Annotated in this window: 14 protein-coding genes; 9 read left to right on the top strand and 5 right to left on the bottom strand. The window is 39.6% G+C overall.

The window, feature by feature from the left end:
* The first annotated feature begins 51 nt into the window (after positions 1-51).
* Positions 52-1,050 (top strand): beta-ketoacyl-ACP synthase III, encoded by a 999-nt coding sequence (locus KV40_RS07100; RefSeq protein WP_036479380.1) that lies wholly within the window; start codon positions 52-54, stop codon positions 1,048-1,050.
* Positions 1,051-1,187: 137 nt separating this feature from the next.
* A complete protein-coding gene (locus KV40_RS07095) occupies positions 1,188-1,979 on the top strand; it encodes a DUF5765 domain-containing protein (protein WP_052055441.1) in 792 nt (263 codons plus the stop codon).
* Between the two features lie 223 nt (positions 1,980-2,202).
* Here the strand turns inward: KV40_RS07095 and KV40_RS07090 are convergent, their stop codons facing one another.
* Positions 2,203-2,697: a GNAT family N-acetyltransferase gene (locus KV40_RS07090; RefSeq protein ID WP_036480631.1), complete on the bottom strand. Its 495-nt coding sequence runs from the start codon at positions 2,695-2,697 to the stop codon at positions 2,203-2,205.
* 94 nt (positions 2,698-2,791) lie between these two features.
* Between KV40_RS07090 and KV40_RS07085 the strand changes: the two genes are divergently transcribed.
* Positions 2,792-4,096: a glycoside hydrolase family 10 protein gene (locus tag KV40_RS07085; protein WP_036479377.1), complete on the top strand. Its 1,305-nt coding sequence runs from the start codon at positions 2,792-2,794 to the stop codon at positions 4,094-4,096.
* Between the two features lie 291 nt (positions 4,097-4,387).
* The gene (locus tag KV40_RS07080; RefSeq protein ID WP_036479375.1) at positions 4,388-4,960 is read left to right on the top strand and encodes a DUF3172 domain-containing protein; all 573 of its coding nucleotides are present in this window, start codon (positions 4,388-4,390) and stop codon (positions 4,958-4,960) included.
* On the opposite strand, the gene KV40_RS37260 is transcribed toward KV40_RS07080, so the two are convergent.
* A complete protein-coding gene (locus KV40_RS37260) occupies positions 4,957-5,088 on the bottom strand; it encodes a hypothetical protein (protein WP_371260772.1) in 132 nt (43 codons plus the stop codon). The genes KV40_RS07080 and KV40_RS37260 overlap by 4 nt on opposite strands.
* A 283-nt stretch (positions 5,089-5,371) precedes the next feature.
* Between KV40_RS37260 and KV40_RS07075 the strand changes: the two genes are divergently transcribed.
* A complete protein-coding gene (locus KV40_RS07075; protein ID WP_253274184.1) occupies positions 5,372-5,872 on the top strand; it encodes a hypothetical protein in 501 nt (166 codons plus the stop codon).
* Between the two features lie 73 nt (positions 5,873-5,945).
* Here KV40_RS07075 and KV40_RS07070 read toward each other — a convergent pair whose 3' ends face one another.
* Positions 5,946-8,591, bottom strand: a complete 2,646-nt coding sequence (locus KV40_RS07070) for a right-handed parallel beta-helix repeat-containing protein (protein WP_036479371.1) — start codon at positions 8,589-8,591, stop codon at positions 5,946-5,948.
* 66 nt (positions 8,592-8,657) lie between these two features.
* Positions 8,658-9,386: an FkbM family methyltransferase gene (locus KV40_RS07065; RefSeq protein ID WP_052055440.1), complete on the bottom strand. Its 729-nt coding sequence runs from the start codon at positions 9,384-9,386 to the stop codon at positions 8,658-8,660.
* 221 nt (positions 9,387-9,607) lie between these two features.
* Here KV40_RS07065 and moeB point away from each other — a divergent pair, with 221 nt between their 5' ends.
* Both moeB and KV40_RS07055 read left to right on the top strand, forming a co-directional pair.
* Positions 9,608-10,780, top strand: a complete 1,173-nt coding sequence (moeB, locus tag KV40_RS07060) for a molybdopterin-synthase adenylyltransferase MoeB (RefSeq protein WP_036479369.1) — start codon at positions 9,608-9,610, stop codon at positions 10,778-10,780.
* 308 nt (positions 10,781-11,088) lie between these two features.
* Positions 11,089-11,886 carry a hypothetical protein gene (locus KV40_RS07055; RefSeq protein ID WP_036479367.1) on the top strand — a complete coding sequence of 266 codons (798 nt, stop codon included), beginning with the start codon at positions 11,089-11,091 and terminating at the stop codon, positions 11,884-11,886.
* Positions 11,887-12,265: 379 nt separating this feature from the next.
* Here the strand turns inward: KV40_RS07055 and KV40_RS07050 are convergent, their stop codons facing one another.
* The gene (locus KV40_RS07050; RefSeq protein ID WP_172657249.1) at positions 12,266-13,231 is read right to left on the bottom strand and encodes an alpha/beta fold hydrolase; all 966 of its coding nucleotides are present in this window, start codon (positions 13,229-13,231) and stop codon (positions 12,266-12,268) included.
* Between the two features lie 778 nt (positions 13,232-14,009).
* Here KV40_RS07050 and KV40_RS07045 point away from each other — a divergent pair.
* Both KV40_RS07045 and KV40_RS07040 read left to right on the top strand, forming a co-directional pair.
* Entirely contained in the window at positions 14,010-15,089 is a 1,080-nt protein-coding gene (locus tag KV40_RS07045; RefSeq protein ID WP_036479365.1) for an aliphatic amidase, read from the top strand.
* 137 nt (positions 15,090-15,226) lie between these two features.
* Positions 15,227-15,791, top strand: a 565-nt coding sequence (locus KV40_RS07040) for a CPBP family intramembrane glutamic endopeptidase (RefSeq protein ID WP_036479363.1), incomplete at its 3' end; no start/stop codon positions are given.

Genomic DNA, 15,791 nt, shown 5'->3' with positions numbered 1-15,791 from the left:
AACTTGGCAAATAAATAAATTATTAGTGCCAAGCAGCAAGGGAGAAAGACATTGAATAATGCGGGGGCTGGTATTGCAATTACTGGATGTGGTTCGGCTGCACCAAAGGCGATTTTGACCAACGAGCATTTAGCTCGCATAGTAGAAACTTCTGATGATTGGATTAGCAGTAGAACGGGAATGAAACGCCGTCATATTGCTAATAATACCGAGTCTCTTAGCAAACTATCGGCGATCGCTTGCCAGCAGGCAATTTCAATGGCAGGCATTACTCCCACCGATATCGATTTGATTATTTTGGCAACCTCTACCCCCGACGATTTATTTGGCAGCGCGAGTAACATTCAGGCTTTAATTGGTGCCAATAGAGCCGTAGCTTTCGATCTGACTGCTGCTTGTTCGGGTTTTGTCTTTGCCCTGATTACTGCTACTCAGTTTATTCATACTGGTGTATATCGCAACGCTTTAGTTATTGGTGCAGATGTTCTTTCTCGTTGGGTAGATTGGAACGATCGCAATACCTGCGTTTTATTTGGCGATGGTGCGGGTGCGGTAGTTTGTCAGGCAATTCCTGAAGGCGATCGCCTTTTGGGCTTTTCTATGTATAGCGACGGCAGCAAAAATGGCTGTCTCAATCTTTCCTATCAGAGTCAGTCTCAGCCTCTGGTTGCCGATCTTACTACCCAGAGCGGTACCTATCAGCCCATAACCATGAATGGTAAAGAAGTCTATCGTTTTGCCGTAGATAAAGTTCCCGAAGCAATTGGTAAAGCCATGTTTCACGCCAATCTTACCTCCGCAGATATTGATTGGCTGCTCTTACATCAGGCAAATCAACGCATTATGGATGCAGTGGCAAAACGTCTTAAAATACCTCGGAGCAAAATACTTAGCAATATTTCCGAATATGGAAACACTTCAGCAGCTTCAATTCCCCTGGCATTAGATGAAGCCGTCAGACAGGGTAGAGTAAAGCCTGGAGATACCATCGCCGCTTCTGGTTTTGGGGCTGGCTTGACCTGGAGTTCGGCAATTTTTAAGTGGGGTTAAAATATTTAATTTAAATACTGCAATAAGCAATAAGAAATATTTAGTTAGATGTAGATGCGATCGCTCAACCGTGCATTTTAGCGTCAAGATTCGCTAATTTAAATTAAACTTCAAACCAAATTAGAGATTTACAAACTATGTGTTGGAGCGGAGAAGCATCGGCAACCCTGGCTACAATAGGTCTGACCAGTACGGCTTATGTCGCTTGGAAAGGCGAAAAAAAAGCATTTTGGATTCCACTTGGCTATTTCTCGTTGATGGAATTGCTGCAAGCATTTACTTATACGGTTATCGACCGACCAGAACTACCTTCAAATCAAATTTTTACGCTGCTCGGAGTCTTGCATATTATCTTTCAACCCTTTTTCATTAGTGCAGTAGCACTACAATTTATTCCAGAAAAAGTTAGAAACCAAGTCAGTCCTTTTATCTATGGCATGTGTTTTATTGGTGTAATTTTAATGTCGCTCAAACTATATCCTTTTGAATGGGCGGGAACTTGCACGATCGGATACGAACCTCTTTGTGGCAGTCAGCTTTGTTCTGTATCGGGAAATTGGCATATAGCCTGGAACGTACCGATGAATGGTTTAAAATGGTTGACTTTAGGCTATTACATTCCAGTATTTGTCGCTCCTCTAATCTATGGTTCATGGAAATTTACTTTATACCATGTCATAGTTGGACCTTTAGCAGCTCGCATTTTAACCGACAATATCAACGAGTGGCCAGCAGTATGGTGTTTACTTTCAATTGGTATGTTTTTAATTGCCATCAAAACTCCATTACGGCAGATGCTTTACGTTAATAATTGGTGGTTCTGGAATTCCAGGCAATCTGATGAATCTGCTTTAACTCCAGCCATTCCCGTAGCTGTAGAATCTTCAAACGAATCAACCGAAAGTGTAACTGTAGAGCAATTAGGATAAGGAATGGCGTTGTATTTGTTCCGACAATTGCAACGCCAACTATGTATTTTTTAGGAGCAAAGTGGAGTCGTCAGATTTTGGCAGAGGTCTTGTAAAAAGCGATCGCCAATTCCGATCTAACTACTAAAAAAGCAGAGACAATTGCTGTCGCCATCTTACGCTAGAATGTTCTTGCCTTGTATTGCTAAGGTTTGCAAGCTTGAAAAAGAATAAAAGCTTAGTTCTAATTTTTAGAAATCTGACGACCCAAAATTATTAAATCTCTCTCGATACCGTCGAGTTCTGCTACTTGGGGTAAGTGTCCCCAGGTTATAAAACCATAGTTTGCAAACAGCTTTAAACTGGCGTGATTGTGAGCAAAAATAAAGCCTAATAGAGTTTTGATTTCTAGTTGCGGCGATGAAACGATCGCTCTTTCCAATAAACCACTACCAATTCCCCGACGCTGAAATTTATCGGCTACATAAATACTTAATTCGGCAGTATGGCAATATGCTGGACGACCGTAGAAAGATTGAAAACTCAGCCAGCCAGCTATGGTGGCTTCAATTTCTACTACCCATAGAGGACGATTATTGGGGCGGTCGCGATACCATTTTAGGCGACTAGCAACCGAAATCGGTTCGGTATCGGCAGTAGCAAGACGATAGGGAATACTCTGATTGTAAATTTCGACGATCGCCTTAAGATCGGCTTCAACAGCATCTCGAATGTACATTGCCATTATTTTTACTCATGATTTGTTTTGGAAAAGCTATAATCGCCATATTTGCGATCGATCGCGTCAGCTTATAATTTGAGAGTAATTGTTAATGAAAGAGCGAATTGCTAAGACATACGATAACTTTGCTAACAAATTAGTCCAGTTTAGCCGAGATTGGGGTCGCCCCTCTTGGTTGGTGTTTCTGTTTATTTTGACCTTTATTATTATCGCTCTAACTCCTTTAACGGGTAATACCCAACTACCAAGCGATCGCGCTTCTACAGAATCAGTTCAAACCTGTACGAGTAATACTGATAGAGAATTAAGAGGAGTCTGGCTGACTAATATCGATAGCGACGTACTTTTTTCCCGTCAAAAAACCTCAGAAGCGATCTCCAATCTGGCAGAATTAAATTTTAATACTCTCTATCCTACCGTCTGGAATTGGGGTCATACTCTTTATCCCTCGCAAGTTTCCCAACAGGTTACGGGATACCCACAAGATCCGATTGAAGAATTAAAAAACCGCGATCTTCTCGATGAAATTATTACCGCAGGTCATAAAAAGAATCTGGCGGTAATTCCCTGGTTTGAATTTGGCTTTATGGCTCCTGCCGATTCTGTATTGGCACAAAGCCATCCTCAGTGGTGGACTATGCGACGCGATGGTGACGCTATCTGGTGGGAAGGAGACGTTCATCAACGGGTTTGGCTCAATCCCCTGCATCCCGAAGTCCAAAAGTTTATTACCGATTTAGTTGTAGAAGTTGTTAGTAGCTACGATGTAGACGGCATTCAATTTGACGATCACTTTGGCTATCCTTCGGAGTTGGGTTACGACGAATATACGGTAGAGCTATACAAACAAGAACACGGCGGAAAATCTCCACCAGAAGACAGTCAAGCTCCCGAATGGATACGCTGGCGAGCCAATAAAATTACGGCTTATATGGAAACGCTGTTTCACGAAATCAAACAAGCCAATCCCCAGGCAATTGTCTCCCTGTCGCCCAATCCCCAGGAGTTTTCCCTCAACTCTTTTCTCTTAGATTGGTATCGTTGGGAAAGAATGGGATTAATTGAAGAATTAATAGTACAAGTTTATCGCGATCGCCAAAAAAGCTTTATTAAGGAAATACAACAGCCAGAAATTATTGCTGCCAGCCAACACATTCCCGTAGGAATTGGTATTTTATCTGGTTTAAAAGGTCGTAAAGTTTACTGGAACAACATTAACAAGCAGATAAACGCAGTACGCGATCGTCATCTTAGCGGCGTATCTTTCTTCTTTTATGAAAGTCTCTGGAATCTTGCTGCTGAATCTCCAGAGCGCAGACAAGCTGCTTTAAAATCTGCTTTTAAAGAGCCAGTAGAGCGTCCACAACTAGATGATTGTCAGTTTGCTGTAAATTAGACTCTGTAGCAATTTTATTACTCGGTTTACAGCTTTGATTAGCTATCAAACGTTAGTAAAAAGTTTAGTCGGTGTGTCAATATCTAATTGATGGGTATAAATTGGCAGGGAACAGGGGAAGATATTAGGCGATTCTTTGTCCCTTATTATTAAATAGATTGAGTACTACTGCCTAGTGCGTACACTAAATAATAAGATAGTTAAGAAAATTACTCCTCTGTACTCATTAGTTAGAATAGGTAGTATAAAATCACTTTTGAATTATTTAAATTTTTAACCAGCTTATATTTTATGAAACGCAGAAATAGAACCGAGTACGAATACGACCGCTATAGTCCTCCCAATGGAAAATCTGCTCCCTCTACTTCGCCTCTAAATAATAAAAACAAAAATCCCTTTAACGTCGCTAAAGTGGCAGTTTTAGCCAGCGTTTTTATCATAGGTATTGTCGTAGGAATTAGCTTAAACTTTAGCAGCAACAGCAACCTTGCCAGTATCGATTCTCGCTTGGAAATCGATCGCCTGGCACCAAACCCCGAACTCTGTCAGCAATATGGAGCGAGTGCGGTGGTAACAGATATGCGGTTCTTTTTGAGCATGAACCCCTTCAACGTCTTTGTTTCTCAGCCAGTGATGCAGCCTGGATGTATTCTGCGTCAAAATAACTGGTCGCTCTTAGAACAAAGAAAGCTAATTAATTCCGAACAGGTAAAAGACTGTAAGCGCAGAATGAATACCTTTGCCTATACGGGTAGTATAGACGGTTCTCCTCAAATTAACTGCGTGTATCAAAACGATGCTGCTGGTAATTTGTTCCTCAATCGTTCGGGAACTGATGCCAGACCTGAATCTGATAGTTTTTAATTAAATAGATATTCTCTATCTTTTGAAGCACAAAAGAAAACTTTGCCAAAAGGAGAAAGAGCTTCAAACGATTTAAAATCGTTTGGATAAATGTATTTTTCTCCTCGACCTATAGACCAAGGATAAATACCCCAAGTATTTACGAAGTTGGTTATGGTTACACCTACTACATAATTTTCAAAATCTCAAATATAAATGGTAATTTTCTAAACAAAATAATTTATTTTATTTTGAGTGTTTTTACTTAAGCAATATCCCCAGAATTTGGGAGAGTTTATAGTTAAAATATTGATATAAATTTTACTTATTTGAAAATATATTGCGCTAAACTTCAATTAGTTGGAATTAGGACGCTAATCGATTTGCATAGTTTTACAAAATTACATACAAGCTTTTAAACAAATGTCCAAGATGATTACATACAAGCCTTTGGGCGAAATTTTACAGGATGCTGGCTTAGTAACAGATTCTCAAATAAAAGTAGCACTATTCGACCAAAAAAACTATCAAGATTTGCGAGTTGGCGAAATTTTAGCGATGAGAGGTTGGATCGAGCAGACAACTGCTGACTTTTTTGGCGAACAATGGTTAGATTTCGTCAATCAACAACAGAAACATCCTTTAGGATATTACTTAAAACAAGCAGGATTATTAACAGAAGAAGATATAAAATTAATTTTATGCGAACAAAAGAAAATAGCTTTACGTTTTGGTAGTACGGCAGTGATGAAAGGTCTACTGAAACAACAAACTATAGATTTTTTCTTAAAAAGTTTATTTCCTCAAGCTAATAGTTTTAATTCTAGTATCGAGACTTCTAAACCTAAAGAACGGCAAACAGATGATTTAATAACTAAAGATGATATAACTTATTGGGCTACCTTAAGCGCACGTCATTTATTAAGAGCATAGTTTTGAAACTTTTTTATAATTTATTAGATTATTAACAAATTCTTTCTAGAGTTAGCTTTATAAATATTGCGTTCTATTGCTTAGAACTTACATTAAAACCACTAATTCCGATACGTTCTAAAGGTATTCGTTTAAAACCTAGTTTGAAAGCAGGAGAGTTGGGTTTGAGCCTGTAGTCTTCTGCTTCGGCATTAACAAATAAAGGATCGGCAATTAGGGAATGGCGATCGAATCCTGCTGTCTGCCACTGCTCGAAATTGCCTTCGGGAGTTAAATTAGTTTGCTTTGGTGCTGCAAGATTCAAACTACCTGTATGCCAGTAAAGATTGTAGTCGCATTCTGACATTAAAACGGGCTGCCAAGCTTTAAAACCTTTATTAATACTTTTCCATAGGGTTGCCTGGGGATTTTTGTACACGACAAGATTGCGTCTGATAATATTACCCGTTGCAAAACCAGGATCTCTAAAATTGACTCGGAGTTGATTTTTACCGCCGTTGATAAAAATATTATTTTCTACCAGGTTTTTTTTACCGCCGTTAATATAAATACCGCCTCTTACCGTACCGATAATTACATTTCCGTAAACTTTTACGCCGCTGGTATGAGCATCTAGATAAATTCCCCAGGTGTAGTATGGTGAAAGAATTTGTCCTTTTCTGTTAGTTCCCATACCGACCACATTACGAATGTAGTTAAAGCGGATAATATTACCAGTAAGCTGTTTGCGATCGCCCGTATAGCTTTCAATAGCTCCAGTATCGCTGGTTTCTAAATTGGTATCGACAATCGCATTAAACTCAATGATATTGTGACGGGAATAGCGATCGCGCTCTATTGTTTTTAGAGAAATGCCGTAACGTGGCATCCGATAGATATTGTTGTGAGCGATCCGATTATTGCTGCTGTTGACAATATAGACTCCAGCTACGTGTTTGTAGACTTTACCACCATCATGAATATCGTTGGCAGCAATTAAATTATTAACTGGTTGAGAGTCTTTATCTCCTAGAAGAACTACCCCACCTTGCCCCAACTGCGACATCTGGTTGTGTACGATGCGATTGTCGTGGCTAGATTTTTCGATCCTTACCCCATAGCCGCCAAGACTGGTAAAGGAGCAATTTTCAATCTCACACTGTCTGGCTGCCGATAACCAAACTGCGGCATTGGCAGGAAAAAAGTAATTGTCCGCTATTGTGTAGTCCGTATCGCTAAAGCTCAAACCTTGAAACTTAATGTTTTCTACCAAAGCCGTTTCGGGATTACTGCCTTGTAGAACGATTAGCCTATCCATTGCAGGGGCAACGACATCTATATTTTTAGGAAAGTCGTGGCTTCTAGGCAAATAGATTAATTCATCTTTTTGTGTGTCTAAATACCACTCACCAGGATTATTTAATGCCTCACGAACATTCTCTATAAAAAAGCGATTGCCAGCAGCAGGTGGATAGTCGGCACTGGTAAAATTGCCGTACAAAGTGCGAGCGGCTCGATCTACCTGAGTAATTGGTAAAATTGCGTTGCCATAGTCTCCTGTCAGAAACACATTTACTTCTGCTCCCTCCCAGTCTTGCCAGTTAGGAAATTGACCAGGAGCGATCGCCAAGCGATGCCGTAGGCGACTACGAGAAAAGGTGGCGATTTTATTTCCTACAGAGCGATCGAAAGCTTCTGCCTGAACGACAATTAAGTTTTTGTCCGCTCGTTTTGAGCTAACCAGAACTTCACCTGCTGCATCTACATCGATCGCTTTTGCAGGATTCCAATTAAAATCGTCGGTCAAACAAAGAGCATCTATTGATAAACCTCCCCCTTGAAGATTTTCCCAAGTTAAAGTTTGCTTTCCAGCCTTTAGCCAAAGTGTCGCCGCAAACGACCAGCGAAAGGTACTAAAGCTGCCCGTATTAGGTAAATTTTGTAGCTTGACAGGTTTTCCACCATTTACCCTAAGAGCAGTTCTGCCATCCATATTTTCAACACCATAAACTTTCATGTTGTTGGCGTAGCGAATCCAGACTCTATATTTGCCAGCTTTAGCAACAGAAATATTCCACTCTAACTTGTCGCCTGGATTGTGAATACTACCCACACTAGAATTAAATCTGCCCTGGTTATTGGCGATAGGCGGCAGAGGATTTACATAAAGCCAACTTCTTGAGGGATTGTCGGGATCGAATTTGGGATAACGAGCGCGAATTGCCCAATCGTTATCCACGCGCAGTAGACGAAAATACCATTTCCCCGTTTCTAAAGTAGGCAACTTCGCAACCCAAAAACGTCCCCGTCGCTTCCAGTTATTGATTAACCTGCCTCCACTAATAACAGGCTTTTCGTTGGGATAGGCTTGATAGGTAATGGGAAACTCCGCCGTTCCAGAATCTTCCTCGGTTAGGGTTAGGGGTTCGGCTAGATAATAAGTACCGCGACGCACCATTACGGTTACGGGTTGTTGAAGAATTCCTCCTCGCTGATTTTTTAACTCTCTAATAGCATCTCGCGCCCGATGCAGTGTGGCAAAAGGTCCGTCTGTCTTTAATATATTAGGAGCTTTGCGTTTCCCCGACCAGCGATCGCTCCCGTTAGTGGCAACATAAAATATAACTGTCTTTGTTGTTTCTGGCGATTGCCCGTAGGCTGACTGTGAAGGTTTGGTGATACTAGCGATCGTTGTTAGAGAAATGCTAGCCAGCCAAAACAAAAAAAATCGTCGCTTCATAGATACTATTTCTATATTTTTTTAAACCGAACCGAATATAGATGTACCCAACTCGACTGAGAATTATTAAATGTCTTTACTTTTATAAAGAAAGTCGTGAACCGACAACTGAGCTTCTACGCTGTATAAGTTAGAGATGTAATCTTCTATCTCTTGTCTAAATCGCGCTTCGATCAGCATATATTTAGGTCGGTATTTATCGAAATCCAAGCCTTTGAGAACGTTTAATTCAAATCCTTCTACGTCCAGGGAGAAAAAATCTATTTCCTTAACCTGACACTCATCTAAAATTGATGTTAGGGTTCTAGCTGGTACTTTAATTTCATAAGGTACGACGTTTTTTTGAACGGCAACACCTTTTTGAACGTGGTTTTCATCGGCATCTTCACTTTTATGTGCGCCTTTAACAATAGACATCAAATTGGCGTACTTCATCGTTACAAAAGATTCTGAATAATCATCCGCAACCAAGGCGCAGTTAAAAACCTGCGAATTTGGTCTTTCTCTGATGCATGAGTTATAAAGTTCGGGAACGCCCTCAATTAAAATTCCTCGCCAACCGCGAAAGCGTTCGAGATAATAGGTATTGCTCTGACTATATCCATCATTGGCACCTACCTCGATAAAGAAGCCATTTGTCTTAGTAAGATATGGTTCTAGCTTTTTATCGATATCAAATAACGATGGTCGAGAATATTTTTCCGAACCAACCAATTCAAACAAATTTCTTCGCAGTTTGAGTATTGTTTTAAGCATTATGACGATAAATTGAGCAAAGCGCGATCGCGTTCGCATTGTAAATCGATCTTTAGTTTAACGATGTAAGTCATAACTACCAATGGCTATCTGAATGTTTTTCATTGTCGCGAGAAATTTTATATAATTAAGAACTCATCCAGTATAAGATCGGTCTGAGTCTATTAATGGGACGGACAAAAATCGATCCTTCGATCGATCGCTGGTAATCGATTCGTCCTTAGTAAACCGCAAAGCGATCGCGTTTTTTTATCATTACTATGCTCAATCCTAATTTGGAAGCAATCGAACTTACCAAAGAGGAGTATCAAAGGTACTCTCGCCATATTATCTTGCCAGAGGTAGGTTTAGAAGGGCAAAAACGCCTTAAAGCTGCCAGCGTTTTATGTATTGGTACGGGAGGACTGGGTTCTCCTCTATTACTATATCTAGCTGCCGCAGGAATTGGCAGAATTGGTATTATAGACTTCGATATTGTCGATAGTTCCAATTTACAAAGACAGATTATTCATAATACGGCTTGGGTAGGCAAACCTAAAATTCAATCGGCAAAAGAAAGAATTTTGGGGATCAATCCTAGCTGTCAGGTAGATTTATACGAAACTGCCCTGAGTTCTGCTAACGCTCTCGATATTCTAGAACCCTATGACGTTATAGTTGACGGTACCGATAACTTTCCCACACGCTACCTCGCTAACGATGCCTGCGTTTTGCTAAACAAACCTAACGTCTACGGCTCTATCTTTCGCTTTGAAGGACAGGCAACCGTATTTAACTATCAAGAAGGACCAAACTACCGCGATTTGTATCCCGAACCACCACCACCAGGAATGGTTCCTTCCTGTGCAGAAGGGGGAGTTTTAGGGGTTCTGTGCGGCATTATTGGCACGATTCAGGCAACAGAAGCAATTAAGATAATTCTGGGTGCAGAAAATACTCTCAGCGGTAGATTGTTGCTTTATAATGCTTGGGACATGAAGTTCCGCGAACTAAAGCTACGTCCCAATCCAGAACGTCCCGTAATTGATAAGTTGATTGACTATCAACAGTTCTGTGGCATTCCTCAAGCACAGGCAACCGCTGCCGAAGAACAAACCGCAATTTCTGAAATGACGGTAACAGAGTTAAAGCAGCTTATAGACAGCGGCAGCAAAGATTTTGTCTTACTCGACGTTCGCAACCCCAACGAATACCAAATTGCCAAAATCGATGGCTCGGTTTTGATTCCTCTATCGGAAATTGAAGACGGTAGCGGTATTGAGAAAGTTAAAGAGCTAGTCAACGGTCATCGCCTCATCGCTCACTGTAAGCTAGGCGGACGTTCTGCTAAAGCTTTAAATCTTCTCAAGCAAGCGGGTATTGAGGGGACAAATGTTAAAGGAGGTATTACCGCCTGGAGTCAAGAAGTCGATCCCAATGTTCCGCAGTATTAAGCTCGAACAAATTAAATTATTTAAGAAGAGGGAATCTATAAAAAACTAAAAATTATTCTCTCTTTTTTATTGTTTTATAGTTGTTTTCTTAATCGCCAAGAAACAAGAAATTTATTGCTATTTTTTCTAGCGCGATCGTCATAGTTATGACAGCATATTTTGATTGCAAAATGAAAGGCAAATTTTAGGAATAGAATACGACAGTATTTACCCCGATGTGAAAAGACTGATGTGACTTAGCTTATGTGTAAGTTAAAAAAGAAGCGATCGACTTGCATAAATAAAGTCACTCAAACCAGAAGAATACAATGAAAAGAAGTATTAGATTTTCACGACATTTGGGAAGTGGAGCAATATTATTAGCAATTTTAACAATAACTACACCCTCTAACGCTCTCACCTTTACTACTCCTCCTAACTACGAAAATACCGAAAGCTCTAGTAACAATTCATTCCCTCTTGGAGGATATTTTGGTCCAAATGGTAGATGGCAAGGAATATATGACAATAGTTACTTTTCTTCTCCGATTGATATCAATCAGATTCGATTTCGACTAGATGATAGCAGCGGAAATGCTTTTTCGACAATCTATTCGGATGTTCAATTTAATCTGTCTACTTTTACCAGTAGTCAATTAACTAGGAACTTTAACAATAATTTAGGAGCAGATAACACTACTGTTTTAAATCGTAATTCTTTGACCCTTTCTAGCTCTGGTACTGGTTCTCCCAGAGATTTTGATATTGTTGTAAATTTGGATAATACTTTTAGTTACGATCCTAGTAATGGAGATTTGCTTCTAGAAATTTACAATTACGGTGGAGAAGGTGGAGGCTTGAGTTGGGATGCAGTAACTACTTCTAGTAGTGGGGTTGTCTGTCCAGGAGGTATCTGTCGCGCATTTAACAATGGTGATGTTAATGGATTAGCTTATACTAACGGTTCTGGACTTCCAGTCGCCCAGTTTTCAAGTGATGCACCTGCAACCGCCGTTCCTTTTGATGTTTCTCCCACGTTAGGGTTATTGGCACTTGGTGGTATTATAGGCGTAAACCGCATACGTAAACGCCTAGCGGCGAATCGGTTAAAAATGGATGATTGTTAATTGACATTTCTCTGTAGCTTATAGATTATGACTATCTTTATAAAGATAGACCTTTGATTCAATGGATCGAAGGTTTTTTTGTAATAAAAATAGAAAAAACTATTCTTTCTTCTTTTGTTTTATAAAAATCGACTTTTAAAAACTCAAAGATCTAGAAAACAAAAATTTACTATCGTTCGAGAATCGCAAATTACCGCATTGGTTTAATTCTCAAACAAAATACTCTTATTTTTGTACGTTTTCTTCATCGAAAGAAATTTATCGCTATTTTTCATAGCGCGATCAATATAGTTATGACGGTGCATTTCACACGTAAAATAAAGGGTAAATTATATTTTCTATAGTTTTATCGCATTTTTTAATTAGAATGCCACTTGGTTTATAACAACCAAATTTGTTTAATAGCTTCGATAATAATTTCTGGGCGATCGACCCAAACAAAATGGCTGCTGTTGGTTGCTGCTAGTTGTGTATAGTTGCTCGATAGCCGATTGAGGCGATCGTGAATTCTATCTCTGAGTCTGTCTACAGTTTTTAGAGGCAAAAAAAAGTTAAACCAGGTAGGTTTAAAAAAATGTTGCGATTTAATACTAACTATAGGTAAATCTTTAAAATTATTGGCGATCGCAACTTGACGACTACTTTTATTTAAATTCCCTAGCTCTCTCGTCATAGTCAGCCAATGCTTGGGATTATAAAAAGATTTTTTAACTTCTTGTCTGATTTTTTTAGGAAATTTCTTTAAATCTGGCTTAATTAATTCAAAAATACCAATAGTTCCTATTAGTCTAATTATCCCAATCGCCGCACCAAAAATAGACATTATAAAACCAGAAATAAACAATAGTTTTAAAGCCGAAACTATTAACGGCATGGCTAACATTTGCCTTTCGTGCAGTCCATCAGTCAAAACGATGCCCACTACTTTTTCGGGAAACTTGTGGGCATAAAGACGCACATTATAACTGCCAAAAGAATTACCGACTAAAATATATGGTGGCTCGATCTGTGCTTTAGTTAATAGTAAATCTAACTCGCTGACAATTTCGGCACTGCATCGCGTTCTAGGACTAGAATCGCTCCAGCCATATCCAGGGCGATCGTAAATTAAAACTCTAGTAAATTTAGCAATTTCGTCGATTAAAAAGTAGCCTTCAATTCCCCCAAGGCTATGGTCGAGAATAACGCTTATGTTTCCCGTTCCTTTAGTATAAATATGTACTTTGTAACCACCAAGATCGATTAATTGTCCTAGTGGTACTCTAACTATATTGTCTTTAATACTGGCAATAATTTGATAGATGGTAGTAATTAAAATTAAGAAGTATTTTGAACTAATATTCATAAAAACGTGACAGTTTGAACAAGCCTGGTATCGTGTTTTGTTTCGTCCTCTAAAGCCAATTCTGCCAAGTTAAGGTAGTAAACTTAAAACCATGTCCTGAAAAAAATAGCACCAAACACTAAGTTAGGAAACTCTAGATGGCGATCGATAACAAAATGTTTGTCTGGTGTCATCGCTTTCGGGTTCCGTCTTTACTTCTACACTATATAGTATGAGAAATAATCTCAGTAACTGGAATGCGATCGCAAACTGTAGCTCAAAGTTTTTGAGCTACACGAATATGAGCTAGTACACAACGAGAAGCTTTGAGCAAACCCGAATCTTTTTGAAATAAGGTTGCTATGCTCTCATCCAGACGAAACTAAGAAAACGTCGATTTACTTCATAAACTACTAAGTATTCATACTTCAAACTCGCCTCACTCATACTATTTTTAAGCATTTGGAATGTCTTTTTTTGCAGCAAGACACAATCTAAGCCTTTCTTTTAAGAGAAGACTCAAATGTTACCAAGAATTGGGGGATTTTGCTGGAGTGCATATCGCTCCTAGTTCGCCCTCATGATATTTCCGATGGAGAAACAACGGGAATAAGTTTGGTTTTACTGCACCCCAATCTGAGTTTTTATGGCTTTGCAAAATCACACACAGAGTCGCAGTGCTGTATTCAATGTTACAAGTTTGACTTATTTAAATCGATAACATGAGCGCAGGAATAAAATTAAAATTATAAATTTTTTGTTCTCACACATAAAAGCAAAAATAGTTTAGGAGAAAAATATGGCTTTTCATGGAGATATTTCTTCTAGTAATGATGCAGTTGGTGTAGCAGTGGTCAACTACAAAATGCCCCGTTTACATACCAAAGATGAAGTAATTGCTAACTGTCATAAAATTGCCGAAATGATAGACGGCATGAAAGTCGGGTTGCCAGGAATGGACTTGGTCATCTTTCCCGAATACTCCACTCACGGCATCATGTACGACTTTAAAGAAATGATGGATACGGCTGCCGATATTCCAGGAGCAGAAACAGAAATTTTTGCCGAAGCTTGCGTGCGTAATAAAACTTGGGGAGTGTTTTCGCTTACTGGAGAAAAGCACGAAGATCACCCAAATAAAGTACCTTACAACACCCTGATTCTAATTAACGATCGCGGCGAAATCGTACAAAAATATCGTAAAATTATGCCCTGGTGTCCTGTTGAAGGCTGGTATCCAGGCGATTGTACTTATGTATCGGAAGGACCTAAAGGACTAAAAATCAGCTTGATTATCTGCGATGATGGTAACTATCCTGAAATTTGGCGCGACTGCGCGATGAAGGGAGCAGAGTTAATCGTACGCTGTCAGGGTTACATGTATCCTGCCAAAGAACAGCAAATTAACGTTTCTAAAGCAATGGCATGGATGAATAATACTTACGTAGCAGTTGCTAACGCTTCTGGTTTTGACGGCGTATACAGCTACTTCGGGCATTCGGCTATAGTCGGGTTTGATGGACGCACATTGGGAGAATGTGGCGAAGAAGAAAACGGCGTTCAATATGCCAATCTATCTAAATTTGCCATCCGCGACTTCCGCGCCAATGCTCAATCGCAAAATCATCTGTTTAAACTAATGCATCGCGGCTATACGGGTAAAATCAACTCTGGTGAGGGAGCCGAAGGCGTACAGACATGTCCTTTTGATTTCTATCGCGACTGGGTGTTAGACGAACAAAAAGCCAAAGAAACCTCAGAGAAAATTACTCGTTCTACAGTTGGTACGAAAGAGTGTCCCATTGAAGGATTGCCGACAGAAAAGACATCGGCAGCAAAATCGAAGTCTGAAACCAAATCAGAACCAAGCTTGGTTTAGTTTGATAAAATCTGGCAGAGTCTAATATGAAGTATGAATTTTGTAGTCATCAACTACTTGGTTCATACTTTTATTTTTTGTAGTGTGTTGCAAAAAATATTAGAGTCTTGCTGAAAAGTTTTTCTACAATTATAAGAATGTCTTCCTTATCTCGTCGGCAAGCAGCGATCGCTCTGTTGCTATTTGTTCCTGTTTTTAGCATCGGTGTAACTATGTCTCTGCTCATTGCACCAGGAATTGTTGGCAATAGCGTGTTTACAGTTGCCAAAGTTTGGGCAGTAGTTTTTCCTCTGTGGTGGACGTGGAACCATAATCGGCATTCGCTAGGGTTGCCCAGGTTCGATCGCCAAAAAACGTTAATCGGTCTTGCTTGGGGATTGTTGATGTTTGGAGTAATTATTTGTGCTTACTTGTTACTTGGTAAGCAGTGGATCGAGCTAACAGATATTCGTAACAAGGCAACTGTAGTAGGAATTACCAGCTTATCTATTTATTTAGCTGGATGTTTTTATTGGTGTTTTATTAATTCGTTTATTGAAGAATGTATCTGGCGCGGTTTTGTCTATCCTCAATGCGAAAAATTGTCTTCGGGAATAGCAGCAGTTGCTCTATCGGCAGTATTTTTTACTCTCCATCACATCATCGCTCTTTATGCCTACACTCAAAACTGGCTGGTAGTATTCATCGGCTCGTTGGGAGTAT

Origin of the sequence: Myxosarcina sp. GI1, from assembly GCF_000756305.1 — a bacterium.
GTDB lineage: Bacteria > Cyanobacteriota > Cyanobacteriia > Cyanobacteriales > Xenococcaceae > Myxosarcina.
The sequence above is the reverse complement of the archived record's forward strand: the minus strand, read 5'-3'. Positions and strand labels throughout refer to the sequence as shown.

Coding starts and splice junctions, on each gene's coding strand:
- KV40_RS07095 (WP_052055441.1), top strand. CDS start 1,188: ATGTGTTGGAGCGGAGAAGCATCGGCAACCCTGGCTACAATAGGTCTG.
- KV40_RS07090 (WP_036480631.1), bottom strand. CDS start 2,697: ATGTACATTCGAGATGCTGTTGAAGCCGATCTTAAGGCGATCGTCGAA.
- KV40_RS07085 (WP_036479377.1), top strand. CDS start 2,792: ATGAAAGAGCGAATTGCTAAGACATACGATAACTTTGCTAACAAATTA.
- KV40_RS07080 (WP_036479375.1), top strand. CDS start 4,388: ATGAAACGCAGAAATAGAACCGAGTACGAATACGACCGCTATAGTCCT.
- KV40_RS07075 (WP_253274184.1), top strand. CDS start 5,372: ATGATTACATACAAGCCTTTGGGCGAAATTTTACAGGATGCTGGCTTA.
- KV40_RS07070 (WP_036479371.1), bottom strand. CDS start 8,591: ATGAAGCGACGATTTTTTTTGTTTTGGCTGGCTAGCATTTCTCTAACA.
- KV40_RS07065 (WP_052055440.1), bottom strand. CDS start 9,386: ATGCGAACGCGATCGCGCTTTGCTCAATTTATCGTCATAATGCTTAAA.
- moeB (WP_036479369.1), top strand. CDS start 9,608: ATGCTCAATCCTAATTTGGAAGCAATCGAACTTACCAAAGAGGAGTAT.
- KV40_RS07055 (WP_036479367.1), top strand. CDS start 11,089: ATGAAAAGAAGTATTAGATTTTCACGACATTTGGGAAGTGGAGCAATA.
- KV40_RS07050 (WP_172657249.1), bottom strand. CDS start 13,231: ATGAATATTAGTTCAAAATACTTCTTAATTTTAATTACTACCATCTAT.
- KV40_RS07045 (WP_036479365.1), top strand. CDS start 14,010: ATGGCTTTTCATGGAGATATTTCTTCTAGTAATGATGCAGTTGGTGTA.